This window comes from Bradyrhizobium sp. CFUWI (assembly GCF_056429085.1).
The window spans coordinates 97,016-121,021 of sequence record NZ_JBWJZE010000008.1 but is presented as its reverse complement, the minus strand read 5'-3'; the positions used below and the strand labels follow the sequence as shown (position 1 = coordinate 121,021).

At 64.8% G+C, this 24,006-nt stretch carries 23 protein-coding genes; 9 read left to right on the top strand and 14 right to left on the bottom strand.

Annotated features, from left to right (window positions below):
* The first annotated feature begins 434 nt into the window (after positions 1–434).
* The 3 genes from AC066S_RS18975 to AC066S_RS18965 all read left to right on the top strand — a co-directional run bounded on the left by AC066S_RS18975 (position 435) and on the right by AC066S_RS18965 (position 2,388).
* Positions 435–1,217: an outer membrane protein gene (locus tag AC066S_RS18975; protein WP_164719065.1), complete on the top strand. Its 783-nt coding sequence runs from the start codon at positions 435–437 to the stop codon at positions 1,215–1,217.
* Between the two features lie 193 nt (positions 1,218–1,410).
* Positions 1,411–1,596: a hypothetical protein gene (locus tag AC066S_RS18970; protein ID WP_126261501.1), complete on the top strand. Its 186-nt coding sequence runs from the start codon at positions 1,411–1,413 to the stop codon at positions 1,594–1,596.
* Positions 1,597–1,617: 21 nt separating this feature from the next.
* A complete protein-coding gene (locus AC066S_RS18965; RefSeq protein ID WP_135171288.1) occupies positions 1,618–2,388 on the top strand; it encodes an SDR family NAD(P)-dependent oxidoreductase in 771 nt (256 codons plus the stop codon).
* A gap of 74 nt (positions 2,389–2,462) precedes the next feature.
* Here AC066S_RS18965 and AC066S_RS18960 read toward each other — a convergent pair whose 3' ends face one another.
* From AC066S_RS18960 to AC066S_RS18940, 5 genes are all read right to left on the bottom strand, one after another.
* Positions 2,463–3,155 carry an outer membrane protein gene (locus AC066S_RS18960; protein WP_167767760.1) on the bottom strand — a complete coding sequence of 231 codons (693 nt, stop codon included), beginning with the start codon at positions 3,153–3,155 and terminating at the stop codon, positions 2,463–2,465.
* Positions 3,156–3,441: 286 nt separating this feature from the next.
* Positions 3,442–4,209: an outer membrane protein gene (locus tag AC066S_RS18955; RefSeq protein ID WP_135171290.1), complete on the bottom strand. Its 768-nt coding sequence runs from the start codon at positions 4,207–4,209 to the stop codon at positions 3,442–3,444.
* Between the two features lie 178 nt (positions 4,210–4,387).
* On the bottom strand, positions 4,388–5,635 hold the full coding sequence (locus AC066S_RS18950; RefSeq protein WP_135171291.1) for an FAD-dependent oxidoreductase: 1,248 nt from the start codon (positions 5,633–5,635) through the stop codon (positions 4,388–4,390).
* A gap of 421 nt (positions 5,636–6,056) precedes the next feature.
* Positions 6,057–6,485 carry a hypothetical protein gene (locus AC066S_RS18945; protein ID WP_135167241.1) on the bottom strand — a complete coding sequence of 143 codons (429 nt, stop codon included), beginning with the start codon at positions 6,483–6,485 and terminating at the stop codon, positions 6,057–6,059.
* Positions 6,486–6,567: 82 nt separating this feature from the next.
* On the bottom strand, positions 6,568–8,082 hold the full coding sequence (locus tag AC066S_RS18940) for a caspase family protein (RefSeq protein WP_478270316.1): 1,515 nt from the start codon (positions 8,080–8,082) through the stop codon (positions 6,568–6,570).
* A gap of 200 nt (positions 8,083–8,282) precedes the next feature.
* Here AC066S_RS18940 and AC066S_RS18935 point away from each other — a divergent pair, with 200 nt between their 5' ends.
* From AC066S_RS18935 to fabA, 4 genes are all read left to right on the top strand, one after another.
* Positions 8,283–9,242, top strand: coding sequence for a helix-turn-helix domain-containing protein (locus tag AC066S_RS18935; RefSeq protein ID WP_478270315.1), 960 nt, complete (start codon positions 8,283–8,285; stop codon positions 9,240–9,242).
* Positions 9,243–9,539: 297 nt separating this feature from the next.
* Positions 9,540–11,078 carry a DEAD/DEAH box helicase gene (locus tag AC066S_RS18930; RefSeq protein ID WP_478270314.1) on the top strand — a complete coding sequence of 513 codons (1,539 nt, stop codon included), beginning with the start codon at positions 9,540–9,542 and terminating at the stop codon, positions 11,076–11,078.
* Positions 11,079–11,244: 166 nt separating this feature from the next.
* Positions 11,245–12,312 carry a GGDEF domain-containing protein gene (locus tag AC066S_RS18925; protein WP_478270313.1) on the top strand — a complete coding sequence of 356 codons (1,068 nt, stop codon included), beginning with the start codon at positions 11,245–11,247 and terminating at the stop codon, positions 12,310–12,312.
* A gap of 173 nt (positions 12,313–12,485) precedes the next feature.
* Complete coding sequence (gene fabA / locus AC066S_RS18920; protein ID WP_478270312.1) at positions 12,486–13,016, top strand: bifunctional 3-hydroxydecanoyl-ACP dehydratase/trans-2-decenoyl-ACP isomerase; 531 nt, start codon at positions 12,486–12,488, stop codon at positions 13,014–13,016.
* 57 nt (positions 13,017–13,073) lie between these two features.
* Here fabA and AC066S_RS18915 read toward each other — a convergent pair whose 3' ends face one another.
* The 9 genes from AC066S_RS18915 to AC066S_RS18875 form a co-directional block, all read right to left on the bottom strand.
* Positions 13,074–13,559 carry a TfoX/Sxy family protein gene (locus AC066S_RS18915; RefSeq protein WP_478270311.1) on the bottom strand — a complete coding sequence of 162 codons (486 nt, stop codon included), beginning with the start codon at positions 13,557–13,559 and terminating at the stop codon, positions 13,074–13,076.
* 166 nt (positions 13,560–13,725) lie between these two features.
* Positions 13,726–14,124: a HesB/IscA family protein gene (locus AC066S_RS18910; RefSeq protein ID WP_126261513.1), complete on the bottom strand. Its 399-nt coding sequence runs from the start codon at positions 14,122–14,124 to the stop codon at positions 13,726–13,728.
* A gap of 47 nt (positions 14,125–14,171) precedes the next feature.
* On the bottom strand, positions 14,172–14,543 hold the full coding sequence (locus AC066S_RS18905) for an SUF system Fe-S cluster assembly protein (RefSeq protein ID WP_018641712.1): 372 nt from the start codon (positions 14,541–14,543) through the stop codon (positions 14,172–14,174).
* Positions 14,540–15,787 carry a cysteine desulfurase gene (locus tag AC066S_RS18900; RefSeq protein ID WP_135171296.1) on the bottom strand — a complete coding sequence of 416 codons (1,248 nt, stop codon included), beginning with the start codon at positions 15,785–15,787 and terminating at the stop codon, positions 14,540–14,542. Before AC066S_RS18900 ends, AC066S_RS18905 begins: the two co-directional genes overlap by 4 nt.
* A complete protein-coding gene (gene sufD, locus AC066S_RS18895; protein ID WP_478270310.1) occupies positions 15,784–17,088 on the bottom strand; it encodes a Fe-S cluster assembly protein SufD in 1,305 nt (434 codons plus the stop codon). The genes AC066S_RS18900 and sufD overlap by 4 nt, the downstream gene beginning before the upstream one ends.
* Positions 17,089–17,100: 12 nt before the next feature.
* On the bottom strand, positions 17,101–17,853 hold the full coding sequence (gene sufC, locus AC066S_RS18890; RefSeq protein ID WP_126261516.1) for a Fe-S cluster assembly ATPase SufC: 753 nt from the start codon (positions 17,851–17,853) through the stop codon (positions 17,101–17,103).
* A 139-nt stretch (positions 17,854–17,992) separates the two neighbouring features.
* Positions 17,993–19,489 carry a Fe-S cluster assembly protein SufB gene (gene sufB / locus AC066S_RS18885; RefSeq protein WP_478270309.1) on the bottom strand — a complete coding sequence of 499 codons (1,497 nt, stop codon included), beginning with the start codon at positions 19,487–19,489 and terminating at the stop codon, positions 17,993–17,995.
* A gap of 113 nt (positions 19,490–19,602) precedes the next feature.
* On the bottom strand, positions 19,603–20,742 hold the full coding sequence (locus AC066S_RS18880; RefSeq protein ID WP_478270308.1) for a cysteine desulfurase family protein: 1,140 nt from the start codon (positions 20,740–20,742) through the stop codon (positions 19,603–19,605).
* 50 nt (positions 20,743–20,792) lie between these two features.
* Positions 20,793–21,986 (bottom strand): acyltransferase family protein, encoded by a 1,194-nt coding sequence (locus AC066S_RS18875; RefSeq protein ID WP_478270307.1) that lies wholly within the window; start codon positions 21,984–21,986, stop codon positions 20,793–20,795.
* 299 nt (positions 21,987–22,285) lie between these two features.
* Between AC066S_RS18875 and AC066S_RS18870 the strand changes: the two genes are divergently transcribed.
* Positions 22,286–23,014, top strand: coding sequence for a LytTR family DNA-binding domain-containing protein (locus AC066S_RS18870; RefSeq protein ID WP_478270306.1), 729 nt, complete (start codon positions 22,286–22,288; stop codon positions 23,012–23,014).
* Between the two features lie 336 nt (positions 23,015–23,350).
* Positions 23,351–23,998, top strand: coding sequence for an alpha/beta hydrolase (locus tag AC066S_RS18865; RefSeq protein ID WP_024337874.1), 648 nt, complete (start codon positions 23,351–23,353; stop codon positions 23,996–23,998).
* The last annotated feature ends 8 nt before the right edge of the window (positions 23,999–24,006 follow it).

Below are 24,006 nucleotides of genomic sequence, written 5' to 3'. Positions count from 1 at the left end.
CACCGTCGCACGCCGCTCAAGAGCCCCGGCCAGAAGCCGGGGCTCTCTTGTTCTGGGGGCCATTCCTTGCCGGATATACCTGCCTACCGTCCGCCTCGCATCCGGCGATTCCCGGCACCGCCGCGGCGATTCGGCCACCGACTCGCGGTGCTCGGGCCGTGGCAGGACGGCCACGATTTCGGAGAAGGCCGAATTTCCTAACGAAACCCTACCCGAATTGGCGACGTGAAAATCTGAACAAGTCTTTGAATTTACGTAATTATTTCTGATATAGGCATTCAGGCCGCAAATGCGCGCTTCCCGGCGTTTTCCGGCGACTGTGCCTGCCCGGCAACAGCATTTCGGGAGGAAACGTCTATAGTTCAGGTCATCAGATGACACGAACTTCAGTGCGCTCGCGCCTGCTACGACAGACCAAGGTTGGGGATTTTGACATGAAGAAGATTTTGCTCGCTCTGACCGCGGTTGCCGCAATGACCGGTTCGGCCTCGGCCGCCGACCTGGGTGCCCGTCCCTACGTGAAGGCCCCGATGCCGGCGCCCGTCGCCAACTGGACCGGCTTCTACGTGTTCGGCGGCGGCGGCGGTGGGCTCTCCAATGCCGACCAGCAGATTGTCGACACCGTCTCGGGTACCCCGCTGACGATCACTCAGCGTCAAGGTGGCTCAGGTTGGTTTGGTACGGTCGGCGCTGGTTACGATTGGCAGTTCAGCGGCACCTGGGTTGCCGGCGTGTTTGGCGACGCTCAGTTCGGCAGCATCCGCTCCACCATCCAGGATCCGATCTTCGACATCACTGGTAACCAGAAGCTGGAAACCTCTTGGGCCGCGGGCGTGCGCCTCGGCTGGCTGGTCGCTCCGAACGTTCTCTCCTACGTCAACGGCGGTTACTCCGGCGCCCACTTCGGCCGCACCAACTTCACGACGCTGGGCGGTACTCCGGTCGGTGTTCACCTCAATAGCTATGATCGCCATGGGTGGTTCATCGGCGGCGGCGTCGAGAACAGCCTGAACATCTTCGGCATCACCTCGCCCGGCTGGTTCATGAAGACCGAATACCGTTCGGCCTTCTACAACGCCAAGACCCAAACCGAGCTCCTCGATGCCGGTAACGTGCCGCTCGTCAACAGCGTCCGCGCCAACCATTGGAACCAGACGATCTCGACCTCGCTGGTCTACCGCTTCAACTGGACCGGTCCGGTCGTCGCGAAGTACTGATCTGATCTCACGATCAAACGTCAAAGCCCCGGCATCGCCGGGGCTTTTTCGTTTCGGGAATACGCTTCGTCCCTCCTGCGCCGGTGCCGGCATTGTATCCACACCGAACCTACGGTTACTGTGCGCCCAAGCTTTCGGCGCCGGGGATCCTTCATCGTCGCGCGCGACAGAAGCGGACCGATGGGAGGAATGCATGCGCAGATTTCTGCTCGTCGCAGGCCTGTTTGCAACTGCCCTCGGCCTGCTCTGGATCGGACAGGGCACGGGCACCGTTCCGTGGCCGCGGTCGAGCTTCATGGTCAACCAGCTGCAATGGGCCGGCTATGGCGCCGCCATGGCCGGCTTCGGGCTGGTGCTGATCTGGCAGAGCAACCGATAGAAGAAACCAGGGAATAAGAGCATGACATCCAGCCGGTTCGATCTCCGCGGCAAGGTCGCGATCGTCACGGGAGGCAATGGCGGCATCGGGCTCGGCATGGCGCGCGGCCTTGCAGATGCCGGCGCCGACATCGCCGTCGTTGGGCGCAACGAGACCAAGTCCGCCGCCGCGGTGGCCGATCTCAGGCAGCGCGGCGTGAAGGCGATCGCCGTGACCACTGACGTGACCGACAAGGCGGCCGTCGCGGCCATGATCGACCGCGTCACCAAGGAGCTCGGCCGCATCGACGTTCTCATCAACAATGCGGGCATCAGCATCCGCAAGCCGCCGCACGAGCTCGAGCTCGACGAGTGGAACAAGGTGATCGACACCAACCTCACCAGCGCCTTCCTGTGCTCGAAGCTCGCCTATCCGGCCTTGAAGGCGTCCGGCAACGGCAAGGTGATCAACATCGGCTCGATGATGTCGATCTTCGGTGCGAGCTTCGCCGCCGCCTATGCGGCGAGCAAGGGCGGCATCGTGCAGTACACGCGCGCCTGCGCCAATGCCTGGGCGCCCGACAACATCCAGGTCAATGCAATCCTGCCGGGCTGGATCGATACCGACCTCACCCGCGGCGCGCGGCAGCAGGTGTCGGGATTGCACGAGCGGGTGCTGGCGCGCACGCCTGCGGGACGCTGGGGCGACATCGACGACTTTGCCGGCATCGCCGTGTTCCTGGCATCGCCCGCGTCGAACTTCGTCACGGGCACCGCGATCCCCGTCGATGGCGGCTTCTCAGTGATGGCCTGAGGCGCAGGCGACGCGACGCATGAAAAAAGCCCCGGCATCCCTGCCGGGGCTTTTGCGTCCAAAGCCTGGCGCGATCAGTACTTCGCCATCACGGGTCCGCCGAACTTGTAACTGACGCCGAGCGTGACGGTATGGTACTGGCTGGCGACGCTGTAGGGAACATTGCCGTTGGGCGTGACCAGCGGCGCGCCGCCGCGGTGATAGCGCTCGAAATCGTAATAGCGATATTCGACCTTGCCGAGCCAGTTCGGCGCGAATGCGTATTCCACGCCCGCACCCGCCGTCCAGCCGTTGGTGTTCGATGAGAAGGCATCAACTCCAACGCCAAGATTCGTGTTCACGTGGCGCTGCTCGCCATAGGCCCAGCCGCCCGTTGCGAAGAGCAGCCATTTGTCGAACGCGATGCCCGCCCGGCCGCGAATGGTGCCGACCCAGCGCAGCGTGGTCTCGTCCCTGGTTCCGCCGACGAAATTGTCGTCGCCCTTAATGTCGGCCCAGGCGAGATCGCCTTCGACGCCGAGCACGAAATTCCTGATCTGCCAGTTGTAGCCGGCGAGGCCGCCGGCGATGGCGCCGCTCGAGCTGTAGCTGTTCGCAAAACCGATGTCGTTGATGCGATCGTGGTCGCCCCAGCCATATCCGCCGAACCCGCCGATGTAGAAGCCGGTCCAGTTGTACAGGGCCACCGGCGGCGCGATCGGCGCGGCCTTGACTGCCATGTCGGCTGCCGTCGCGACGCCGGGCGCGCCGACCAAAAGAGACATCATTCCTGCGAAAGCCAAAGCCCTTTTCATCGATATTGCTCCAGAAAAAGTTGCAACGAAGCGAAATGGTCTATTAGCGAAGTTATACGTCGCGCCGGTTGCGCCGCGAGGCGAATTCGCCCTGCGCTCCGGTCCCCGTGCGCTATTTAGGAGAAAGTGGCATTCGGATCACGCAAGGGTCTGTGATATTGACGTTTCTCATGCGCAAAAAAGAAGCCCCGGACCAAGCCGGGGCTTTTTGAATTTTGCGGTGCTTTTTTTGATCGTTGGTCGCGTTGCGTCGACGTGCTCAGTAACGGGCGATAGTCGGGGCGTCGAACTTGTAGCTCGCGCGCACGACGGCCCATTGGATATCGCGCGGTTTGGCGTCGAAGGTGTAGTTCCCCGCCGTGCCGCCGAGCTGATAGGTCTGGCTGCCGAAGGCAGCGTAATTGTATTCGAGGCCGACGATCCAGTTGCGGGTGACGCCGTATTCCCAGCCGGCGCCGACCGTCCAGCCGTTGGCCCAGTGGGTCTGTCCGCCCGAGCCCGTCGCCACACCCGCGGTATCGGTAACCGAGAGACGGTTGTTCACGCCGGCATAGCCGCCCTTGATATAGAAGAGGTTGTTCTGCACCGCGAAGCCGGCGCGGCCGACGACGGTCGCGAGCACGTTGGCGCGCCAGGAGAACACGTCGTCCCCGGCCCCGAACACGGTGTTCGTGATCGTGCCCTTGTTGTCGAGCCCGGAGATCGTGCCTTCCATGCCGAACACGTAGTTGTTGGCCTGCCAGTTGTAGCCGATCTGGGCGCCGCCCATGATGCCCGATTTGCGCTGACGGAAGCCCTCGCCGGGGACAAGATCGCCGAACGGCGCGCCGGTGCCGTTGTTGATGAACTGCTCATTGGTCCATGCGCCGCCGATGTGGCCGCCGACATAGAAGCCGGTCCAGGTGAACAGCGGCTCGACATAGGCGGGCGCCTTCGTGTAGCGCGCACCGAGATCGGCGGCGGAGGCAGCGCCGGTCGAAACCAGAGCGGTCGTGCAGGCGAAGGCGGCAATCAATTTATTACGCATGGTACACCCCGTGTCCTTTGATGGGCGCACGGTCACAGACGGGTGTTACTAAAATTCGAATCAACACAGTTAACGCGGCGCGCCGGCCGCTCAGGTCCGCAAATCCGCCCGCGCTGTTGCAGACCCGCAACGCCCGCCGTGCGATTTAACGCGATGTTATCCCTACCGAAGTGCTGCGCTACGGCGCCGGCGCGGCCTTCGAACGCACGTGCTCAGGCCGCACGCCGAGCGCCAGCAGGCGCGCCGGAATGCCCTGGAGCCATGGCAGCGCGGTGATGAGGCGCACGATCAGCGGCACCTTCAGCGGCCGGTCGCCGCTCCTCAGGGCGCCGCTGATGATGTTGTTCTGCACGAGCACCTGCATGCGCTGCGTCATCTTCACCGGGAACTCGCGGCGACGCCTGACGGCATCGAGCTCGTTCTCGGAGGGGCAGCCGCGCTGCAGCTTGTCCGCCAGCAGATTGGCGGTCGCGACCGCATCCTGCACGGCGAGATTGACGCCGACGCCGCCGACCGGCGACATCGCATGCGCGGCATCGCCGATGCAAAGCAGGCCCGGCCGCGTCCAGCGCGGCAAGCGGTTGATCGCGACGGTCAGCAGCTTGACGTCGTCAAAGCTCTTCACGTCGGCAATCCCGGATCTGAGGACCGGGGCCATCCGCACGACGTCGTCCAGCAGCGCTTGCAGCCCCCTCGCCTTCACCGCCTGATGCTGTCCCTTGGCGATGACATAGGCGCATTGCCAATAATCGCCGCGATCGAAGGTGATCATCATCTTGCCGGGCTCGACGCGCGCGAACACGTTTTCGGTCTCCTCGGCGTTGCGACCGGCGCGGAACCACAGCACGTCCATCGGCGCGCCGATCTCCTCGACCGCGAGCCCCGAGCGCTCGCGCACCGTCGAATGCCTGCCGTCGCATGCGACGGTGAGATCGGCTTCGATGTCGATGGGGCCATCAGGCGTCTGCGCGCGCACGCCGGCGATGGTCTCGCCGCGGCGGATCAGATCGACCGCCTCGGTGCTCATCATCACCTCGAGCGAGGCAAAGCGCCGGCCGGCCTCGCGCAGGAAGTTCAGGAAGTCCCATTGCGGCATGAAGGCGATGAAGGGGTATTTGGTGCGGAGTCGCGAAAGATCGGCGATGCGCACCGGCGTGCCGCCGAACAGGCCGTCCATCTTCTGCAGGCGCTGATGCGGCAGCTTCAGGAAGCCCTCGATCAGGCCGAGTTCGTCCATCACCTGAAGCGTCGAGGGATGCACGGTGTCGCCGCGAAAATCGCGGAAGAAATCCGCGTGCTTCTCCAGCACCACGACCTCGATGCCGGCCCGCCCCAGGAGATAGCCGAGCATCATGCCGGCAGGTCCGCCGCCGACGACGCAGCAGCGGACCTTTTTCGTCCGGCTTGATGGTTGTTCGGATGTCATTGCAGCCACGATCCGCGATGCGAGTACGATCGAGATATGGCGGATAATGTAGCGCCGATTCCCGGCGAACCGCGCCTGAATTTGGAGCCGGGTTGTCGAACGCCGGCCCACAGCTTGGATCGCGCCGGCCCCTCCGACCCCCGGGAATAAGCCGCTCACCCAGTTGTTAAAACGGGGATATACGCCCCAAAAGGGTACCAGAGGGAACGTTCAACGTGGCATGGTTGCTTGCAGGCGTGGCAGCCTGGCTCGCCATCAACATCGCGCTGGTCTATCTGCGCACGCGCCGAAGCCGCGATGCGGAAGAGAGCGAGCCGCGGGTCTAGCTTTGCCGGCGCGGCCGTTCGCGTCAGCGCCGCCGGTCGCCGCTTGCGAGGCAACATAGGCCCGTACCACGCGGGCCTATCTGCACAGCACCTGCCTATTTCTGATCTTCATTGCTGGTGCCGGTGCCCGGACTGCCGATCGGCAAGCCGTTCGGCGCATGACCGACACCTGCGTTCCGTTCAGCTTGCGCGGCCGATGGCGAGGTGCCGTTCGCAGTCGGGGACCGAACGTTCGGATTGATCTGGCCGGTATTGGTGTTGACGTTGGCCCCGGTCGTGGTGCCGTGAATCCCCATCCCCGAAGGAGCCGACGGCCCCGAATTGGCGCTGCTGGAGGATGTGCCCATTCCGGCGCCCGAGCTGGCCGCCGATCCCGCGCCGCCGGTCCCCGTTCCGGCCGCAGCACCGGCACTGGCACCGCCACCCGCTCCACCGCCGCCGCCTGCTCCGCCACCGCCCTGAGCGAGTACGGTCGTCGAAAGCGCAGCGCATGCGAAGGCTACGAGGATGGACTTGCGGATCATGGATCATCTCCCTGGTTTGGGCAGACAATCCAGGACACCAGGAGTTGTTCCTCTTCCGATCCGTATCCGCCGACCATCGCCCTCAATTATTGCTGCGGTTCGCGCTGCGAAAGCTCTTGATCTCGGACACGCTGCCGTCGCGGTAGGTCAGCTCCACCGAGACGGACTGCGTGCTTGGCGCGAGCTTCATGTAGAGCGGCATGCCGGCGCTGATGGCGCTGGGATCGCGCATGTCGCAGGGCGGCATCTTCAGCACCTGGTTGGGCACGGCGGTGTCGATGCCGATGCGCACCTCGCGGATGGCGCAGCGGTAGGACACGAGGTGCGTGTAGTAGACCAGCAGCCCGTTGAACTCGCGGAACGACAGCCAGCTCGTCGAAGTCATGTCGAGGATCTTGCGCTGGTCGCGGATCAGCGCGGCCTCGGGATCGAACCGGATCGGGAACGGCCCCTGCATGTCGCCGGACTGGTCGACATAGCGGACCTCGATAGTGCCGGCCTGCGCGTCCGACGGCAATTCGATCGACGGGTTCGGCATCCGCTTGCGCGTGCGCGGATCGAGCGTGTCGATGAAGCCGGTCTCGCGGAAATCACCCTTGCCGGCGATGCGCCAGGAAATGCCGAGCGTCGGGTCGGCGAACGAGAACGTAACGCTCCAGCCGCCATTGTGCCGCGAGAAGCTCGCGATCGGCGCGTTGGTGGTCACCTCCTTCGGCAGCTGCGGCACCGACACCGGCGGCAGTGCGGCGAGCTTCTGCGGCGGCGGATCGGCCGGGCGCGCGGCGGCGTCCTTCGCCGTGCCGCTCAGGAAAACGTCGTCGACCATCTGATCGAAATAGACCGGCACCTGCCTGTGCTTGACGGTATCGGCCATCTCGCTGACGGCGCGGCGGGTGCGCTGCGCCACCTGCACGAGGTTCTCGCCGGGCTGGAGCAGCTCCCTGGCGAAGGTGCGCGTGAACACCGAATTGGGATTGGTGTCGTCATTGGACAGACGATCGAGCGCGGTCTGGCGGGGACCAGCCGAGAACACCGAGAACACGCCTTCGGGCAGTTGCATCATCGGCGCAAGCCCGCCGGCACCGGCAACCGCGCGGGTGCCCTTGCGCTCGAACGGGTTGTTGCGGCAGGCGTCGAACACCAGGATCGAGGTGCGCGCTTTCTTGTTCTGCAGTCGCTCGACGATGCGGTCGGCCAGGATCGAGGCGTCGCGCACCAGCTCTTCCTGCCCTTCCGTCGCCGCAGGCACGTCGGTCGGCAGTAGATAGTTCTGGCCGGCGATCTCGAAACCGTGGCCGGCGTAGAAGAAGAACGCGGTATCGCCGGGCTCGATCGCCTTGTCGAAGGCGAGCAGCGTCTCGGAGAATTGCTGCCGGCTCTGGTTCTCCGCGACCATCACCGAGAAGCCGAGCTGCTTCAGCGTGTCACCCATGGTCCGGGCGTCGTTGACCGCCTTGAGCAGCTTCGGGACGTTCCTGTAGTCGTTGTTGCCGACGACCAGCGCAACGCGCTTCTCGGCATAAGCGGGAAGCGCAAAGCCGCTCAGGCCCGCCGCAAGGCCAAGGGCCGCCAGAATTCTGAAAAGCCGACGCGTCATCGCAAATTTCCCGTTGCAGAACGGCGGAGAGGCCGCTTCCTTCGAACGGCGGTTCATTGGACCCCCCGCCCGCTGTGTGATAGTCGGCCCAGGCGTAACGACGGTTCAAGGGACCTGGGCTCCGAATCCATGATCCGGCTATGGCAGATTCCCGCGGAATCTGCTCATTCTGGCGCATTGCGCTACAAGCGGGGGTTGCCGTGTATTGGTGTACCGACGAGGTCGCGCCGAATGATCGCTTCGACTATTGGCGCGAGGTGCGTTCCAAGGGCTTGTTCGGCGTCACCGCCGAGCTCGCGCGCGAACGCCGCGCGGACTTCTTCGGCGAATTTTCGTTGCGCCAGCTGGGCGGCGCCGGCCTCGTCGAGCTCAAGGCCTCGCCCTACGCGGTCGAACGCAGCAGCTCCGACATCGCCGACGCGCCGGGTGACGCCATCTGCGTCTACCAGCAGCTCGGCAGCGGCGGCTGGTTCGGCGGGCTGCGCGGAAGCGACTTTGCAATTGCCAACGGCAGCTTCGCGACCAGCCATACCGACCTGCCCTACCGCACCGCGCCGCTGGGCGACGGGGGCTTCCACCTCCGGATCCTGAAGATCCCCGTGAGCATCATCCCGGGGCAGGACAAGCGCATGCGCGAGCTTGCGCCCCGCACGTTCGGCGATCCCACCCTGGCGCCCCTGCTCGAAGCCTGCTTTGCCGAACTCGGCGAAGCCTCCAGGGATCAAGGCGCCGACGATGCGACCTCCCTGGTCCAGGCTTTGGCCCATCTGGCGCTGATCGAGCGCGGCATCGTCAGGCCCGGCAGCCGGCGCGGACAGGCCGCGCTGCGGACCGCCCGCCTCGCCCAGGCTCGCCGCCTGATCGCGCGCCATCTGCAGAACCCGCATCTGGCGCCGACGGTGGTCGCCGACGAGCTCGGAATATCCGTGCGCCACCTGCACATGCTGTTCGAGACCGCGGAAAAGACCTTCTCGCAGACCGTGACGGATGAACGCCTGAAACAGAGCCGCCGCCTGATGCGCGAGGCGCCCGAGCGGCTGATCGCCGATATCGCGGCCTCCTGCGGCTTCGAGAGCCTGGCGACCTATTACCGGGTCTTCAACGCCGCCTATGGCATGGCCCCCGGCGACTTCCGGGCCCAGGGCTCGGATCGGCGTTAGCCGCCGAGCCTGGAACCTCGCTCGATTCATGCGCGGCCGGAAAACCCTAGGAGCGCCCGAGATTTGGGCAAAAACCTCAGGTTTTTTAGGATCTTCCCGCGCCTGCTCCATTGACTTTGGCCGATTCCCGCCTATGTTCCGGGGCGACGCGGCTCAGATCGAAGAGCGATTCCTGAGCCTTGCGCTTTGTTCGCGTGAGTCAGCACCCCCAGCTTCTTTGAGAGCGCGCCGTTTCGGGGTGGAACGCGACAGCCTTATTACCCTCGATTCCGAACGGCGGTTTCGACCAGAGGCTCAATGTCCTTCTCAAATCTCGGACTATCCGAAAAAGTCCTCGCCGCAGTGGCGGCCACCGGTTACACCACCCCGACCCCCATCCAGGAACAGGCGATCCCCCACGTCCTCGCACGCAAGGACGTGCTCGGCATCGCCCAGACCGGCACCGGCAAGACCGCGGCCTTCGTGCTGCCGATGCTCACCATCCTCGAAAAAGGGCGCGCCCGGGCACGTATGCCCCGCACACTGATCCTCGAGCCGACCCGCGAGCTCGCGGCCCAGGTCAAGGAGAACTTCGACCGCTACGGCGCCGGGCAGAAACTGAACGTCGCCCTGCTGATCGGCGGCGTCTCCTTCGGCGACCAGGATGCCAAGCTGACGCGCGGCGTCGACGTGCTGATCGCAACCCCCGGCCGCCTGCTCGACCACACCGAGCGCGGCGGCCTCCTGCTCACCGGCGTCGAGCTGCTCGTCATCGACGAAGCGGATCGCATGCTGGACATGGGGTTCATCCCGGACATCGAGCGCGTCTGCAAGCTCGTCCCGTTCACACGGCAGACTCTTTTCTTCACCGCGACCATGCCGCCGGAGATCCGGCGCATCACTGAAACCTTCCTGCACAATCCGCAGAAGGTCGAGGTCTCCAAGCCCGCCACCGCCGCCGTCACCGTCACGCAGGTCCAGGTGCCTGCCGGCCGCGAGGCGCACGAGAAGCGCGAGCTGCTGCGCCGCCTGCTGCGCGAGGCCAAGGATCTCAAGAACGCGATCATCTTCTGCAATCGCAAGCGCGAGGTCGCGGTCGTTCACAAATCGCTGCAGAAGCACGGCTTCAGCGTCGGCGCGTTGCACGGCGATATGGATCAGTCGGCCCGCACGGCCGCACTCGAGCAATTCCGCAAGGGCGAGCTGCCGCTGCTCGTCGCCTCCGACGTCGCGGCCCGCGGCCTCGACATTCCCGAGGTCAGCCACGTCTTCAATTTCGACGTCCCGCATCATGCCGACGATTACGTCCACCGCATCGGCCGCACCGGCCGTGCCGGCCGCACCGGCACCGCGATCTCGATCGTGACGCCGCTCGACCAGAAGTCGATGGTGGCCATCGAAAAGCTGATCGGCCAGAGCATTCCGCGCGCCGAAGGCGACTACGAAATCCAGGCTGAATCCTCCGACGGGACCGAGCGTCCGCGCGAGGCGCGTGGCCGCGAACGTTCCCGCGGCGGACGCGGCAAGCCGCAGCGCGGCCGCGACCGTGAGCGCAGCCACGAGCCGCGCGAGGCGCGTGGCGAGGCAAGGCACTCTTCGGAGACAAGGCACTCTTCAGAGGCCAGGCACGCTTCGGACGCAAGGCAGCCCTCTGAAGCGCGGCATCGGTCCGACGACAAGCGCAAGGCGGAGCCGCGCCACGACGCGCGCCAGCCCGTGCAGGCCAATAATTCGCATGTGCCGTCGATCGGCCGCCCCGAGCCGCGCCGCCATCGCGAGGCCGACGCCGAGCCGGGCGACCACTCACATCTTCCGGCATTCCTGCTGCGCCCGGTCCGCTCTCCCGCCGGCGCCTGAAGCGCGGGGCGCGCTCCAGATTTCGGTTGCTGAAACAGGAAACACACGTTTTTAGACGTTTCGTGAACGTATATTTACGGGGCGTTCACGATCGTCCGTTAGCCTACGAACATAATTTAAGCATTGCTGCGGTCGCCGGCGCTCCGACCGCTGTGGGGTATGTTCCGTGGTCAAGGTGCTCGACGAACACGAACGCACGATGGCGTTCGCCGAAGTGGCGCTCGGTCAGATCCGATCGCTTCGGCAGACGGCGATTCCCCGCAATTACGAGATCTGGTATGTCTACGCCACCGGCTACAACGCGCCGCTCAACAAGATCGTCAACGAAACGCTGGCGCGCAGCGGCAAGCTGACCGAGGCCGACCTCGAGCAGATCTACGAGACCTATCTCTCCCACATCAAGACCACCGACCGCATCGACAAGGTCGGCGCGCGCGTCATCGGCGAGATCGACGACGTGATGAGGGTCTTGAGCGACGCACTCGGCATGACCGGCTCCTACGATGCCACGCTGTCTGGCGCGGCCGCGAAGCTGTCGTCGGCCAAGAGCCGCGACCAGATCAAGACGATCGTCGAAACGCTGCTGCGCTCGACCAGCGAGATGCGCGAGACCAACAAGGCGCTGGAAGACCGCCTGACGCTGTCGAAGAACGAGATCAGCAATCTCCAGCAGAGCCTGGAGGCGATCCGCGCCGAGAGCCTGACCGATCCACTCACCGGCCTTGGAAACCGCAAGTATTTCGACCGCATGATCGACATGGCCGTGCAGAGCGCGCTCGCCTCGGGCGAGCCGCTGTCGCTGCTGCTGTTCGACATCGATCACTTCAAGTCGTTCAATGATTCCTACGGACATCTCACCGGCGACCAGGTGCTGCGGCTCGTCGGCCTGTCGCTGAAGCAGACCATCAAGGGCCAGGACATCACCGCGCGCTATGGCGGCGAGGAATTCGCGGTCGTGCTGCCCAACACGGCGCTGCGGCAAGCCCTCACGGTGGCCGACCACATCCGCCGCGCGGTGATGGCGAAGGAATTGAAGAAGAAGTCCACCGGCGAGATCCTCGGCCGCGTCACCATCTCCGTCGGAGTCTCCATGCTCAAGCCGGGCGACGACACCGACGCCCTGATCGAGCGCGCCGATGCCTGCCTCTACGCCGCCAAGCGCAACGGCCGCAACCGGGTGATCTGCGAAGCCGATCCGGAATACGCGGTCGAGTCGCACAGCCGCGTGGCGTAGGTTTCCATCAACTGCCGTAGGGTGGGCAAAGCGGAGCGTGCCCACGGACTTTCGGTGGGCACGGCGCTATGCGCCTTTGCCCACCCTACGGCACTGCCGCTTGACATTATTCCGCGGTGAACAACATCTGCCAATTGGCCGCCTGAGCCCGAGCCCGCAAAGGTTTTGTCGTCTTGCCCACCCCCCACGATTTCCATACACCGCAACCGTCCTACACCAGAGCCGAGCTGCTGAGATCGAGCGAAGGCGGCTATTTCGGCCCGGGCAACGCGCAATTGCCGGCACCGCCGATGCTGATGATGGATCGCATCACGGAAATCAGCCTGGACGGTGGCGCATTCGGCAAGGGCCATATCGTCGGCGAGCTGGACATCACACCAAGCCACTGGTTCTTCGATTGCCACTATCGCGGCGACGCGATGATGCCGCCGACGCTCGGCCTCGACGCCATGTGGCAGATGATCGGCTATTGGCTCGGCTGGTCGGGCTCACCGGGCAAAGGCCGCGCCATCGGCGTCGGCGAAGTGGAGTGCACCGGCACCGTCACGCCGGACACGAAGAGCGTTCGCTACGAGGTCGCGATGCGCATGGTCCGGCGCGGCAAGCTGGTGCTCGGAATCGCCGACGGGCGCGTCCTGGCCGACGGCGTAAGCGTGTTCACGGCAAAGGACATGCGGGTCGGCCTGACCAAGACCGCGGATTAGTTTCAGATCTCGTGGGGTGGGCAGGCGTAACGCGCCGTGCCCACCATCTCGTCGTGACTATTTCGAACGGTGGGCACGCTTCCGCCTTCGCTCTGCGAGAACCGGCGGACGAGGCGCTTTGCCCGCCCTACGCACCGTTGTCTTGGCTGGCGTCCTGGCCGTCTTCTTGGCCACCGACTTCTTCGGCGCGACCTTGCTCGCCGCTCTCTTCTTCGGCCGGGTCTTCACCTTGGCGCGCTGGGCGGCGGCGAGTGCCGCCCTCGCCCATTGCGCGAACTCCTCGGAATCGTCGAACAGACGTGCCGGCAGCTCCCAATAGGAGTTGACCACCACGGTCTTGACGCGGGTCGAGTACTGGAACGGTTTTGAGCCGTCGGCCTCGAAATCAGGAATGGTCGTCTCGTCGGCGCGGAAGAACAGGCCGGCGCGCAAGGACAGGGCGAAATTGACGCCGTCGGCGGAGATACCGTAGCCGGAGAACATCCTGCGGATGGTGACGGGGCCGAAATCGGCGAACAGGTCGATCAGGAATTCGCGGTCCATGCGCATGCTCCCTCGTGCCGCGGACGCAGCGCAGCGTCTAACGCTGCGCTGCTGAGCCGGGGCCCAGTCCTCGACGCCGGAAATATAGCGTGGGTCCCGGCTCTGCGCAGCAGCGCAGCGCGCTGCAGCGCGTCCGGGACACGAGAAAGGCGTGTGGGAGACGAAACTACCCGTCGATCTTGGCCGGCCGCAGCTCGACCGACTCGCCGCAGCCGCAGGCGGAGATCTGGTTGGGGTTGTTGAAGACGAACTGGGCCTGCATCTTGTCGGCCCTGTAGTCCATCTCGGTGCCGAGCAGGAACAGCACGGCCTTGGGATCGACCAGGATCTTGACGCCCTTGTCCTCGACGACCTCATCGGTCGGCCGGATCTCGTGGGCATATTCGACCGTGTAGGACTGGCCGGCGCAGCCGCCGTTCTTCACGCCGACGCGCAAGCCGACGATCTCGGAATCCGCACGCTGGGTCAGCTCGGTGATGCGCTGGGCGGCCGCATCCGTCAGCCGCATCACCTGCGGGCGCGGTCGCCGCGGCTTCGGAGTGGACACTGGGGTCACCTGGGTCATCTTGTTTATCTGGTCCGTTGCGGAACGAATTCAATGCCGGGGTTATGTCACCACATGTTGAGGACGAGGCGGGCCTCGTCGCTCATGCGCTCGGGCGACCACGGCGGCTCCCAAACGACCTTGACGTCGACCACGCCGACGCCGGGAACGCTGGCGACCGCGTTCTCGACCATGGTCGGCAACTCGCCGGCGGCCGGACAGTTCGGCGTCGTCAGCGTCATCTGCACGTCGACCGAGCGGTCGTCCTTGATCTCGACCTTGTAGATCAGGCCGAGCTCGTAGATGTCGGCGGGAATTTCCGGATCGAACACGGTCTTGAGCCCGGCGATGATCTCGCGGGTCAACCGCTCGGTCTCCTCCGGCGGCAGCGCCGAATGGGTCTCCATCGGATTGGCTTTGATTTCGGCCGTGTCACTCATGCGAACAAATCCCGCGCCTTCAACAGCGCCTGTGCCAGATGATCGACTTCTTCCCGCGTATTATACATGCCGAACGAGGCCCGGCAGGTGGCCGTCACGTTGAACCGCTCTAAAAGCGGCATCACGCAATGGGTGCCGGCGCGCACCGCGATGCCCTGGCGGTCGATCACGGTCGCGACATCGTGGGCGTGCGCGCCCTTGAGCTCGAAGGAGATCACCGGGCCCTTGCCTCGGGCCGTGCCGATCAGCCGCAGCGAGTTGATCTCGCGCAGGCGATCCTGGGCGTAGGTGGTGAGATCGGCCTCGTGCGCGGCGATGCGTTCCTTGCCGATCGAGTTGACGTAGTCGATGGCCGCGCCAAGGCCGACGGCCTCGACGATCGCCGGCGTGCCCGCCTCGAACTTGTGCGGGGGATCGCCATAGGTGACGACATCGCGCGAAACCTCACGGATCATCTCGCCGCCGCCGTTGAAGGGGCGCATCGCGACGAGGTGGTCATACTTGGCCCAGAGCACGCCGATGCCGGTCGGCCCGTACACCTTGTGGCCGGTGAAGACGTAGAAGTCGCAGCCGATGTCCTGGACGTCGACCGGCAGATGCACCGCGCCCTGGCTGCCGTCGACCAGCACGGGAATGCCGCGCGCGTGCGCGATTCTGACGACCTCCTTGACCGGCACGATGGTTCCGAGCGCGTTCGACATCTGGGTGATCGCGACCAGCTTGGTCTTCGGCGTCAGCAGCTTCTCGAACTCGTCGATGAGAAAATTGCCCTCGTCGTCGACCGGCGCCCATTTGATCACGGCACCCTGGCGCTCCCTGAGAAAATGCCAGGGCACGATGTTGGAATGGTGCTCCATGATCGAGATGACGATCTCATCGCCCTCTTTGACGTTCGGCCCGCCCCAGGACGACGCGACCAGGTTGATCGCCTCCGTCGCGTTGCGAGTGAAGATCACTTCTTCGGTGCGCGGCGCGTTGATGAACTGCGCGACCTTGGTACGGCCGCCCTCATAGGCTTCGGTCGCGGCATTGGCGAGGTAATGCAGGCCGCGATGCACGTTGGCGTATTCGCTCGTATAGGCCTGCGTCATGCGATCGAGCACCGACTGCGGCTTCTGCGCCGAGGCGGCATTGTCGAGATAGACCAGCTGCTTGCCGTAGACCTGCAAAGCGAGCGCCGGGAAATCCTGGCGCACGCGCGCGACGTCATAGGCGCCGTTCTTGACTGCCGGATGCGTGCTCATGACCGCCGCTCCAGCCAGCGCTCGGCCATGCCGATCACATGCTCGCGCAAACCATCGTCGGCGATCTGCTCGATCGCCTCGCCCACGAACGCCTGGATCAGCAGCGCCTGGGCCTGCTTCTCCGGCAGGCCGCGGGCCTTCAGATAGAACAGCAGGCTGTCGTCGAGCGCGCCGGCGGTGGCGCCATGGCCGCAGGAGACGTCGTCGGCAAAAATCTCAAGCTCGGGCTTGTTGTCCGCCTCGGCCTCGTCCGAGAGCAGCAGCGCACGGGTCATCATCTTGCCGTCGGTCTTCTGCGCGTCGGGACGGACGATGATGCGGCCCTGGAACACCGAGTGGCCGCGGTCGTCGACCACCGCGCGGAAGATCTCGCGGCTGACGCAGTTCGGCACGGCGTGGTCGACCACCAGCGTGGTGTCGCCATGTTCGGTCTTCTGCAACAGGTTGACGCCGTTGGCCGAGAGCTCGCTGCCCTCGCCCGCCAGTGTGATGAAGCCCTGCAGACGGCTCACCGCAGCGCCGGTGGTCATGTTGAAGAAATTGTACTTCACGTTGGCGCCGATAGTGACGAAATGCGAGGTGACGTTCACCGCGTCAGGCGCATCGTCCATCAGACGGATGTGGGCGACGTCGGCATCATCCCCGACCGAGACGAGGACGGCGTCGTTGACCTGGTAGGCCTTGGCGTCCGCCGCAACGAAAGTCTCGACGATGGTGGCGCGAGCGCCCTTCCCGACCGCGACCTGCGAACGGGTGAACGCCGACACTGACCCGGCGGTCGCGATGTGAATGATCTGGATCGGCGCGGACAGCTTGGCGCCATCGGCGATCGACAAGACGACACCGTCGGTCGCCATCGCCGCGTTGAGCGCAATCACGGCATCAAGGGACGCGGTTTGCAGCAGACCAGCGTCCTTGTCCAGCGCCTCACGCAGGGTCTTGAAGCCTGCCTCGGCGACAAGCGCCTTCACGTCGGACAGATCGGCCGCGAACACGCCATCGACCAGCACCAGCTTGCGGGCGCCATCGATCGCATGCACCTTCACCGCGTCCGCGGCGCGCTGCAACGCGGCCACATCGGGGCTGGCCGCAAGCGGCAGCACTTCGCCGACGAGCGCACGCAGGTCGGTGTACTTCCATTCCTCGATCCGGCGGTGCGGCAGGCCGAGACGCTCGTAAGTCTCGAACGCCTCGCGGCGCACGGCGGTGACCGCGGGCGAACCCGGCAGCCGGCCCTCGGCGCTGGTGAAGAGATCGCTCACCGCGCGGCCCTTTCCGGTCTTTGCCACAGCAACGTTCATTGCAAACAATCCTTACGCGGCGTCCTCGAACTGGGCGTAGCCGGACGCTTCCAGCTCCAGCGCCAGCTCCTTGCCGCCGCTCTTCACGACACGGCCCTTCGACATCACGTGCACGACATCAGGCACGATGTAGTTGAGCAGCCGCTGATAGTGGGTGATCACGACCATCGCGCGCTTCGGCGAGCGCAGCGCATTGACGCCGTCGGCCGCAATGCGCAGCGCGTCGATGTCGAGGCCCGAATCCATCTCGTCGAGAATGCACAGGCTCGGCTCGAACAGCGCCATCTGCAGCACCTCGTTGCGCTTCTTCTCGCCGCCGGAGAAGCCGACATTGACGCCGCGCTTGAGCATGTCCTGCGGGATGTTCAGCGACTTCGAGACCTCGCGGACCTTCTTGAGGAAGTCCGGCGTCGAGTACTCATCCTCGCCGCGCGCCTTGCGCTGGGCGTTCAGCGCCGTGCGCAGAAAGTTCATGGTGGCAACGCCGGGAATTTCGACCGGGTACTGGAACGCCAGGAACACGCCCTTGGCGGCGCGCTCGTTCGGCTCCATCTCCAGGAGGTCCTCGCCCCTAAACAGGATCTGGCCGTCGGTGACCTCGTAGCCGGGCTTGCCGGCGATGACGTGCGAGAGCGTCGACTTGCCGGAGCCGTTCGGCCCCATGATCGCATGCACCTCGCCTTCATTCACGGTCAGCGTCAGCCCGTGGAGGATCTCACGCTCCTCGACACGAACCTTGAGGTCTTTCACTTCAAGCAGAGCCATAATTTTATTTTCTTTCCATCTATCTCCTCATCCTGAGGAGCGCCGAAAGGCGCGTCTCGAAGGATTGAGGCCACCAATCTTTCCGGTATCCATCCTTCGAGACGGCCGCTTGCGCGGCCTCCTCAGGACGAGGTCCGAGCTAGCCGACCGACCCTTCAAGCGAGATCGAGATCAGCTTCTGGGCTTCCACCGCGAACTCCATCGGCAGCTGCTGCAGCACGTCCTTGACGAAGCCGTTGACGACGAGGCCGACCGCCTCTTCCTGGCTGAGCCCGCGCTGGACGCAGTAGAACAGCACGTCCTCGGAGATCTTCGAGGTCGTGGCCTCGTGCTCGAACGTCGCCGACGAGTTCTTGGCCTCGATGTACGGCACGGTGTGCGCGCCGCATTTGTCGCCGATCAAGAGCGAATCGCAGGCGGTGAAGTTGCGGGCACCGGTTGCTCTCCGATGCGCTGTGACGAGGCCGCGATAAGTGTTCTGCGACCTGCCGGCGGCGATGCCCTTGGAGATGATCCGGCTCGACGTGTTCTTGCCGAGGTGAATCATCTTGGTGCCGGAATCGACCTGCTGGAAGCCGTTCGAGATCGCGATCGAGTAGAACTCGCCGCGGGAATTGTCGCCGCGCAGGATGCAGCTCGGATATTTCCAGGTGATCGCCGAACCCGTCTCGACCTGGGTCCAGGAGATCTTGGAATTGTTGCCGCGGCAATCGCCACGCTTGGTGACGAAATTGTAGATGCCGCCCTTGCCTTCCGAGTTGCCGGGATACCAGTTCTGCACCGTCGAATATTTGATCTCGGCATCGTCATGCGCGACGAGCTCGACCACGGCGGCGTGCAGCTGGTTCTCGTCGCGCTGCGGCGCGGTGCAGCCCTCGAGGTAGGAGACGTAAGAGCCCTTGTCGGCGATGATCAGCGTGCGCTCGAACTGGCCGGTGTTGCGCTCGTTGATGCGGAAATAGGTCGACAGCTCCATCGGGCAGCGCACGCCTGGCGGCACGTAGACGAACGAGCCGTCGGAGAACACCGCCGAGTTCAGCGTCGCATAGAAATTATCCGAGGTCGGCACCACCGATCCCAGATATTTCTGCACCAGCTCGGGGTGCTCGCGGATCGCTTCCGAGATCGGCATGAAGATCACGCCGGCCTTCTTCAGCTCCGCCTTGAACGTGGTCGCCACCGAGACCGAATCGAACACTGCGTCGACCGCGATCTTGCGGCGGGCGGGATCTTCCTCGCCCACCTTCGGCTCGACGCCTTCGAGCATGGCGACTTCCCGCAAGGGGATGCCGAGCTTCTCGTAGGTCTTCAGGATCTCCGGATCGATCTCGTCGAGCGAGGTGACCGTCTTCTTCGGCTTCGGCGCCGAATAGTAATAGAGGTCCTGGAAGTCGATCTTGGGATAGTCGACGCGGGCCCAGGTCGGCTCCTGCATGGTCAGCCAGCGCCGATAGGCTTCGAGCCGCCACTGGAGCATCCAGGCGGGCTCGTTCTTCTTCTCGGAGATGAACTTGACGGTCTCTTCCGACAGCCCCTTGGGGGCCTTGTCGGACTCGATCAGGGTCTCAAACCCATAACGATACTGGTCGACGTCGATGCGCTTCACGCGCTCGACCGTCTCTTGTACGGCTGGCATTCCATCCTCCGCTCGCGGTTTCAAGGACCGCGGTGGATCAAACTCGGTCGAGTATTACGATATTTCTCTGCGGAAAGCACGGGCTTAGAACCGTTCAAGCCGTGTTTCATCGCTTAGCTCTTAAGTAGGGTATTACCGAGCTTTCGCCAAGCCTCCAACGCCCTGTTAATGTGATCTGGTTCCGTGGACCAGCCCAGACTGAGACGCACCGCTCCCTGCGCCACCGCGGGGTCGAAGCCCATGGCCGAAAGAACGTGGGACGGCTGGACCTTGCCCGAGGAGCAGGCCGAGCCGGAGGAGACGGCGATTCCTTCGAGGTCGAAGCCGATCACCGCGGTCTCGGCCTTGAGACCCGGTGCCGTGAACAGGACGGTATTTGGCAACCGCTCGACGCCATCTGAGAAGACGGTTGCGCCCGCGATCCCAAGGATGCCATTTTCCAAACGAATTCTAAGGGTTGTCATGCGCTCCGCATCCTCCGGCAGAGCCTGAAGCGCGACTTTCACCGCCGCGCCAAAGCCGGCGATGCCGGCGACATTCTCGGTTCCTGCGCGACGGTTGAGCTCCTGCCCGCCGCCCCGCAGCACCGGCTCCAGTCCGGCGATCCCCTCAGCCACGACCAGCGCGCCGACGCCCTTGGGGCCGCCGATCTTGTGCGCGGAAAATGTCGCAAGGTCGGCGCCTACTGTCTTGATGTCGAACGGGATCTTCCCTAGCGCCTGGATCGCATCGACGTGCAGGAGGCCACCGGCCTCGTGAACGATCCGTGCGGCCTCGGCGACCGGCTGGAGCGCGCCCGTCTCGTTGTTGGCGGCCATGATCGAGACCAGCGCCGGCGGCCCGTCCGCGAGCCGTGCCTTCAGGTGTTCGAGATCGACCACGCCGGACCGCGTGACGCGGATCAGACCGATCCTGTCAGCCGGGAACCGGCCTCCCGCCAGCACCGAGGCGTGCTCGACCGCCGAGACCAGCAGCCGCTCGACAGGTCCGCCGGACGGTCCCCGCAACCCCGGCGACAGGGCCAGCGCATTGGCCTCGGTTCCCGCCGAGGTGAAGACGACGTTCCGGGGCAAGGCGCCAACCGCCAAGGCAAGTTCGGCGCGGGCCTCCTCGACCAATCGCCGCGCCTCCCGCCCTTCGGCATGGACCGACGACGGGTTGCCGACCAGGTCAAAGGCCGCAACCATCGCGGCCCGGGCCTCGGGCCGCAGCGGCGTGGTCGCGTTCCAGTCGAGATAGACACGGGTCGGCATCTTGCCCTCTTAGCACCTTTTGCCATCCGTCCAATCGGAGGCCGCGTGCGTCAGGCCGGCTGGTGCTGCTCCGTCGCGGCAACCGTCCGCGACAGCGCCCGCAATCCGAACAGCGGCCGCAGCCAAGCGATGCGCCGGACCATTTCATAGGTCGCAGCGCATGTGAGTGCGGTCCCGATGACGACAATGGAGGCCTCGGCCCCAACCGGAAGGCCGCTGTCGCGCAATGCATGCGCGATCACGATGATCGCGGTCTGATGCACGATGTAGTACGGGAAGATCGCGTCGGTCAGATAGCGCCGCACGGGGCTGTCGGCGGTGAGGTGGTGTCGCGCAAAGCCCAGCACGGCGGCGATCGCGAGCCATTGGTAGCAACCATAGGCCGAGGCGGCGGCCCACTTCAGCGCGGGCGACGGCGCAAACAGTCCGGCGCGAACCAGGATGAAGGCCGAGAAGCAGGCCGCTGCAGCCGCCAGAGCCGCCCAGCGCCGCCGCTCGAGCTCGCGCCAGATCCCATCTTGCTTGGCGAGCAGGAAGCCGATCAGGAAGGCGGTGGCGTGGTCGGCGTGGTTGTACCAGTCGCCGAACAGCGCATGCGTCGACGGGAAGGCCGGGAACAGCACCAGGCGCCAGGCCACGTACAACACGCAAGGCGCAATCAGGAGCCATGGCCCGGCGAGCACGCCGGCCAGCTTGCGGCCAAGCCAGTCAGCGCCGGCCGGCCACAGCGCGAGCACGCCGATCAAGGCCAGCGTGTAGACCCACAGATAGACCACGAACCAGAGATGGTTCCAGGTCGGCAGCACGATGCAGGGGTTCGGACAGAACTGCGCGCCGAAGGCGAAGTAATGCCTGGTATAGAAATCGAGAAAGCCCGCGGGATAGCCGAGGCTCTCGACGATCTGGAGATAGGATTGCGGCGGCACGATCGCGAGCATGCCGAAGATGAGCGGGATCAAGAGCCGGGCCGACCGGGCACCGGCAAGCGAGGCCAAGGTCGATTTGTCGAGCATGAAGCGGGTGGCAACCCCGGACACCAGGAACAGCAGCGATAGCCGCCAGGGGTTGAGGAACAGCATCACCGGTTCCAGCCAGGTCAGCCGGTGCACGCTCTTGATGTGAAATCCCCAGGACACGTAGAGCATGCCGACGTGGTAGAAGATCAGCAGTCCGAACGCTAGAATCCGCACCCAGTCCAGATCGATGCGCCTGTCCGAGCTTTGGAATTGCTGTGGTGTTGTCATGGTTTTCTGCTCCTTGACGGGACGACGAACGCGGTTTGCGGGCCATGGCTGACACCGAAAATGCTCCGCCGACGCCGCGCGTCGAGCCGGTTTGGGATCAGAATCGGACGCGACGGGATGAGCCGCCGGCGGCTGGGACGAATAGCGGGCCTTTTGGGATCAGTGGGGCCGACCGGACGACGTTCGCTGCGATCGCGGCGGTCGCGCTCGCGATCGGAATCGTCAATGCATTCTCAGGCGCTCAGGACGCGGCCTGGCGCGGCGACAGCTACGACATCGGCCGGCGGCTGTTCTGGGAGATGTCGAGCATCTCCGTCATCCTGCTGCTGCTGCCAATCCTGGTGCTGGCGGTCCGCCGCATGCGCCGAACGCCCGGCCTCGCCGCCCGTGCAGCAATCGGGGCGATCACCCTGCTCGGCTTCTCGGCCCTCCACATCACCGGCATGGTCTGGGTGCGCAAGCTTGCGCTCTGGCTCGCCGGTGGCGCCTACGATTTCCGCTTTTCGCTCGCGACGGTCCTGTATGAATTCCGCAAGGACGCGGTGACCGTCGTCCTGATCGCCGGCACGATCTGGCTGCTCGAAAGCCGGCGCGAGCTGAAGACAGCCGCAGCCGTCGCGCCACCCGCCCCGCCACAGCCCTCCCCCGACGTGATCTGGTTGCGCGACGGGACCAGCCGCATTCGCGTGGTGCCGCGCGATATTCTCTGGGTCGCGTCGGCCGGCAACTACATCGAATACAGCCTCGCCGACGGCACCCAGCACCTGATCCGGGGCACGCTGGCAGCTGCGGAAAGCGAGCTGGCGCGCTTTTCCATCGTTCGCGTTCATCGGACCAAGCTTGCCAATCTCGACCGAGTGCGCGGCGTGGACCTCAAGGCGTCCGGGGATTTCGAGCTCGTCTTCGACAACGGCCAGACGCTCGGGGGCAGCCGGCGCTACCGGCCGGCGGTCGCCTCGCTCGGAAGCCGAACCGCCCCGGACGGAATCGCCCCCGCCGATCGACCAGCGATCCATAAACAGTCGTGATTCCAATTGGTTGAGCGCTGCCCTCCGGAGAAGCGGACGGCTCCTGACGTGGTCCGGTTGGTTTCAGGCTGATGCCAGTCATGACCGCAGGCCGGACATGACGCTGCCATGACCGGCTAAGCTCTTGAGCCCATTGAGAGATGTCGAAGAAGCTTGCTTTTTGACCCTTGCCTCGTGTTAGAAGCGCGCGTCAGTTCACCTGCGCGCCACTCGCGCATCATCCGAGGGCGCGCCTCTCCACCTTTCATCCGTGCTCTCGGCGGCGGCAACGCCGGGAGAGCCACAATCGGACGATTGCGCAGGGATCACCTCCAAGGGACTCAATCAGAGACATCCATGCCTGAAGTCATTTTCACCGGCCCTGCCGGCCGCCTCGAGGGTCGCTATCACCCGGCCAAGCAGAAGAACGCGCCGATCGCGATGATCCTGCATCCGCATCCGCAGTTTCACGGCACGATGAACCATCAGATCGTGTACCAGTGTTACTACGCCTTTGCGCATCGCGGCTTCTCGGTGCTGCGCTTCAACTTCCGTGGCGTCGGCCGCAGCCAGGGCTCGTTCGACCACGGCACCGGCGAGTTGTCGGATGCCGCCGCAGCGCTCGACTGGGCGCAGACCATTAATCCCGAAGCGCGCGCCTGCTGGGTCGCCGGCTTCTCCTTCGGCGCCTGGATCGGCATGCAGCTGTTGATGCGCCGCCCCGAGGTCGAGGGCTTCATCTCGATCGCGCCGCCGGCCAATCTCTACGACTTCTCGTTCCTCGCCCCCTGCCCGTCGTCGGGCCTGATCGTGCACGGCGAGAAGGACGCGGTGGTGCCGCCCAAGGACGTCAACACGCTGGTCGAGAAGCTGAAGACGCAGAAGGGCATCGTGATCGACCAGCAGATCATCCCCGGCGCCAACCACTTCTTCGACGCCAAGCTCGAGCCGCTGATGGAGACCATCACGGCCTATCTCGACATGCGTCTGGCCAACGTGCGCTGACGGGTGCA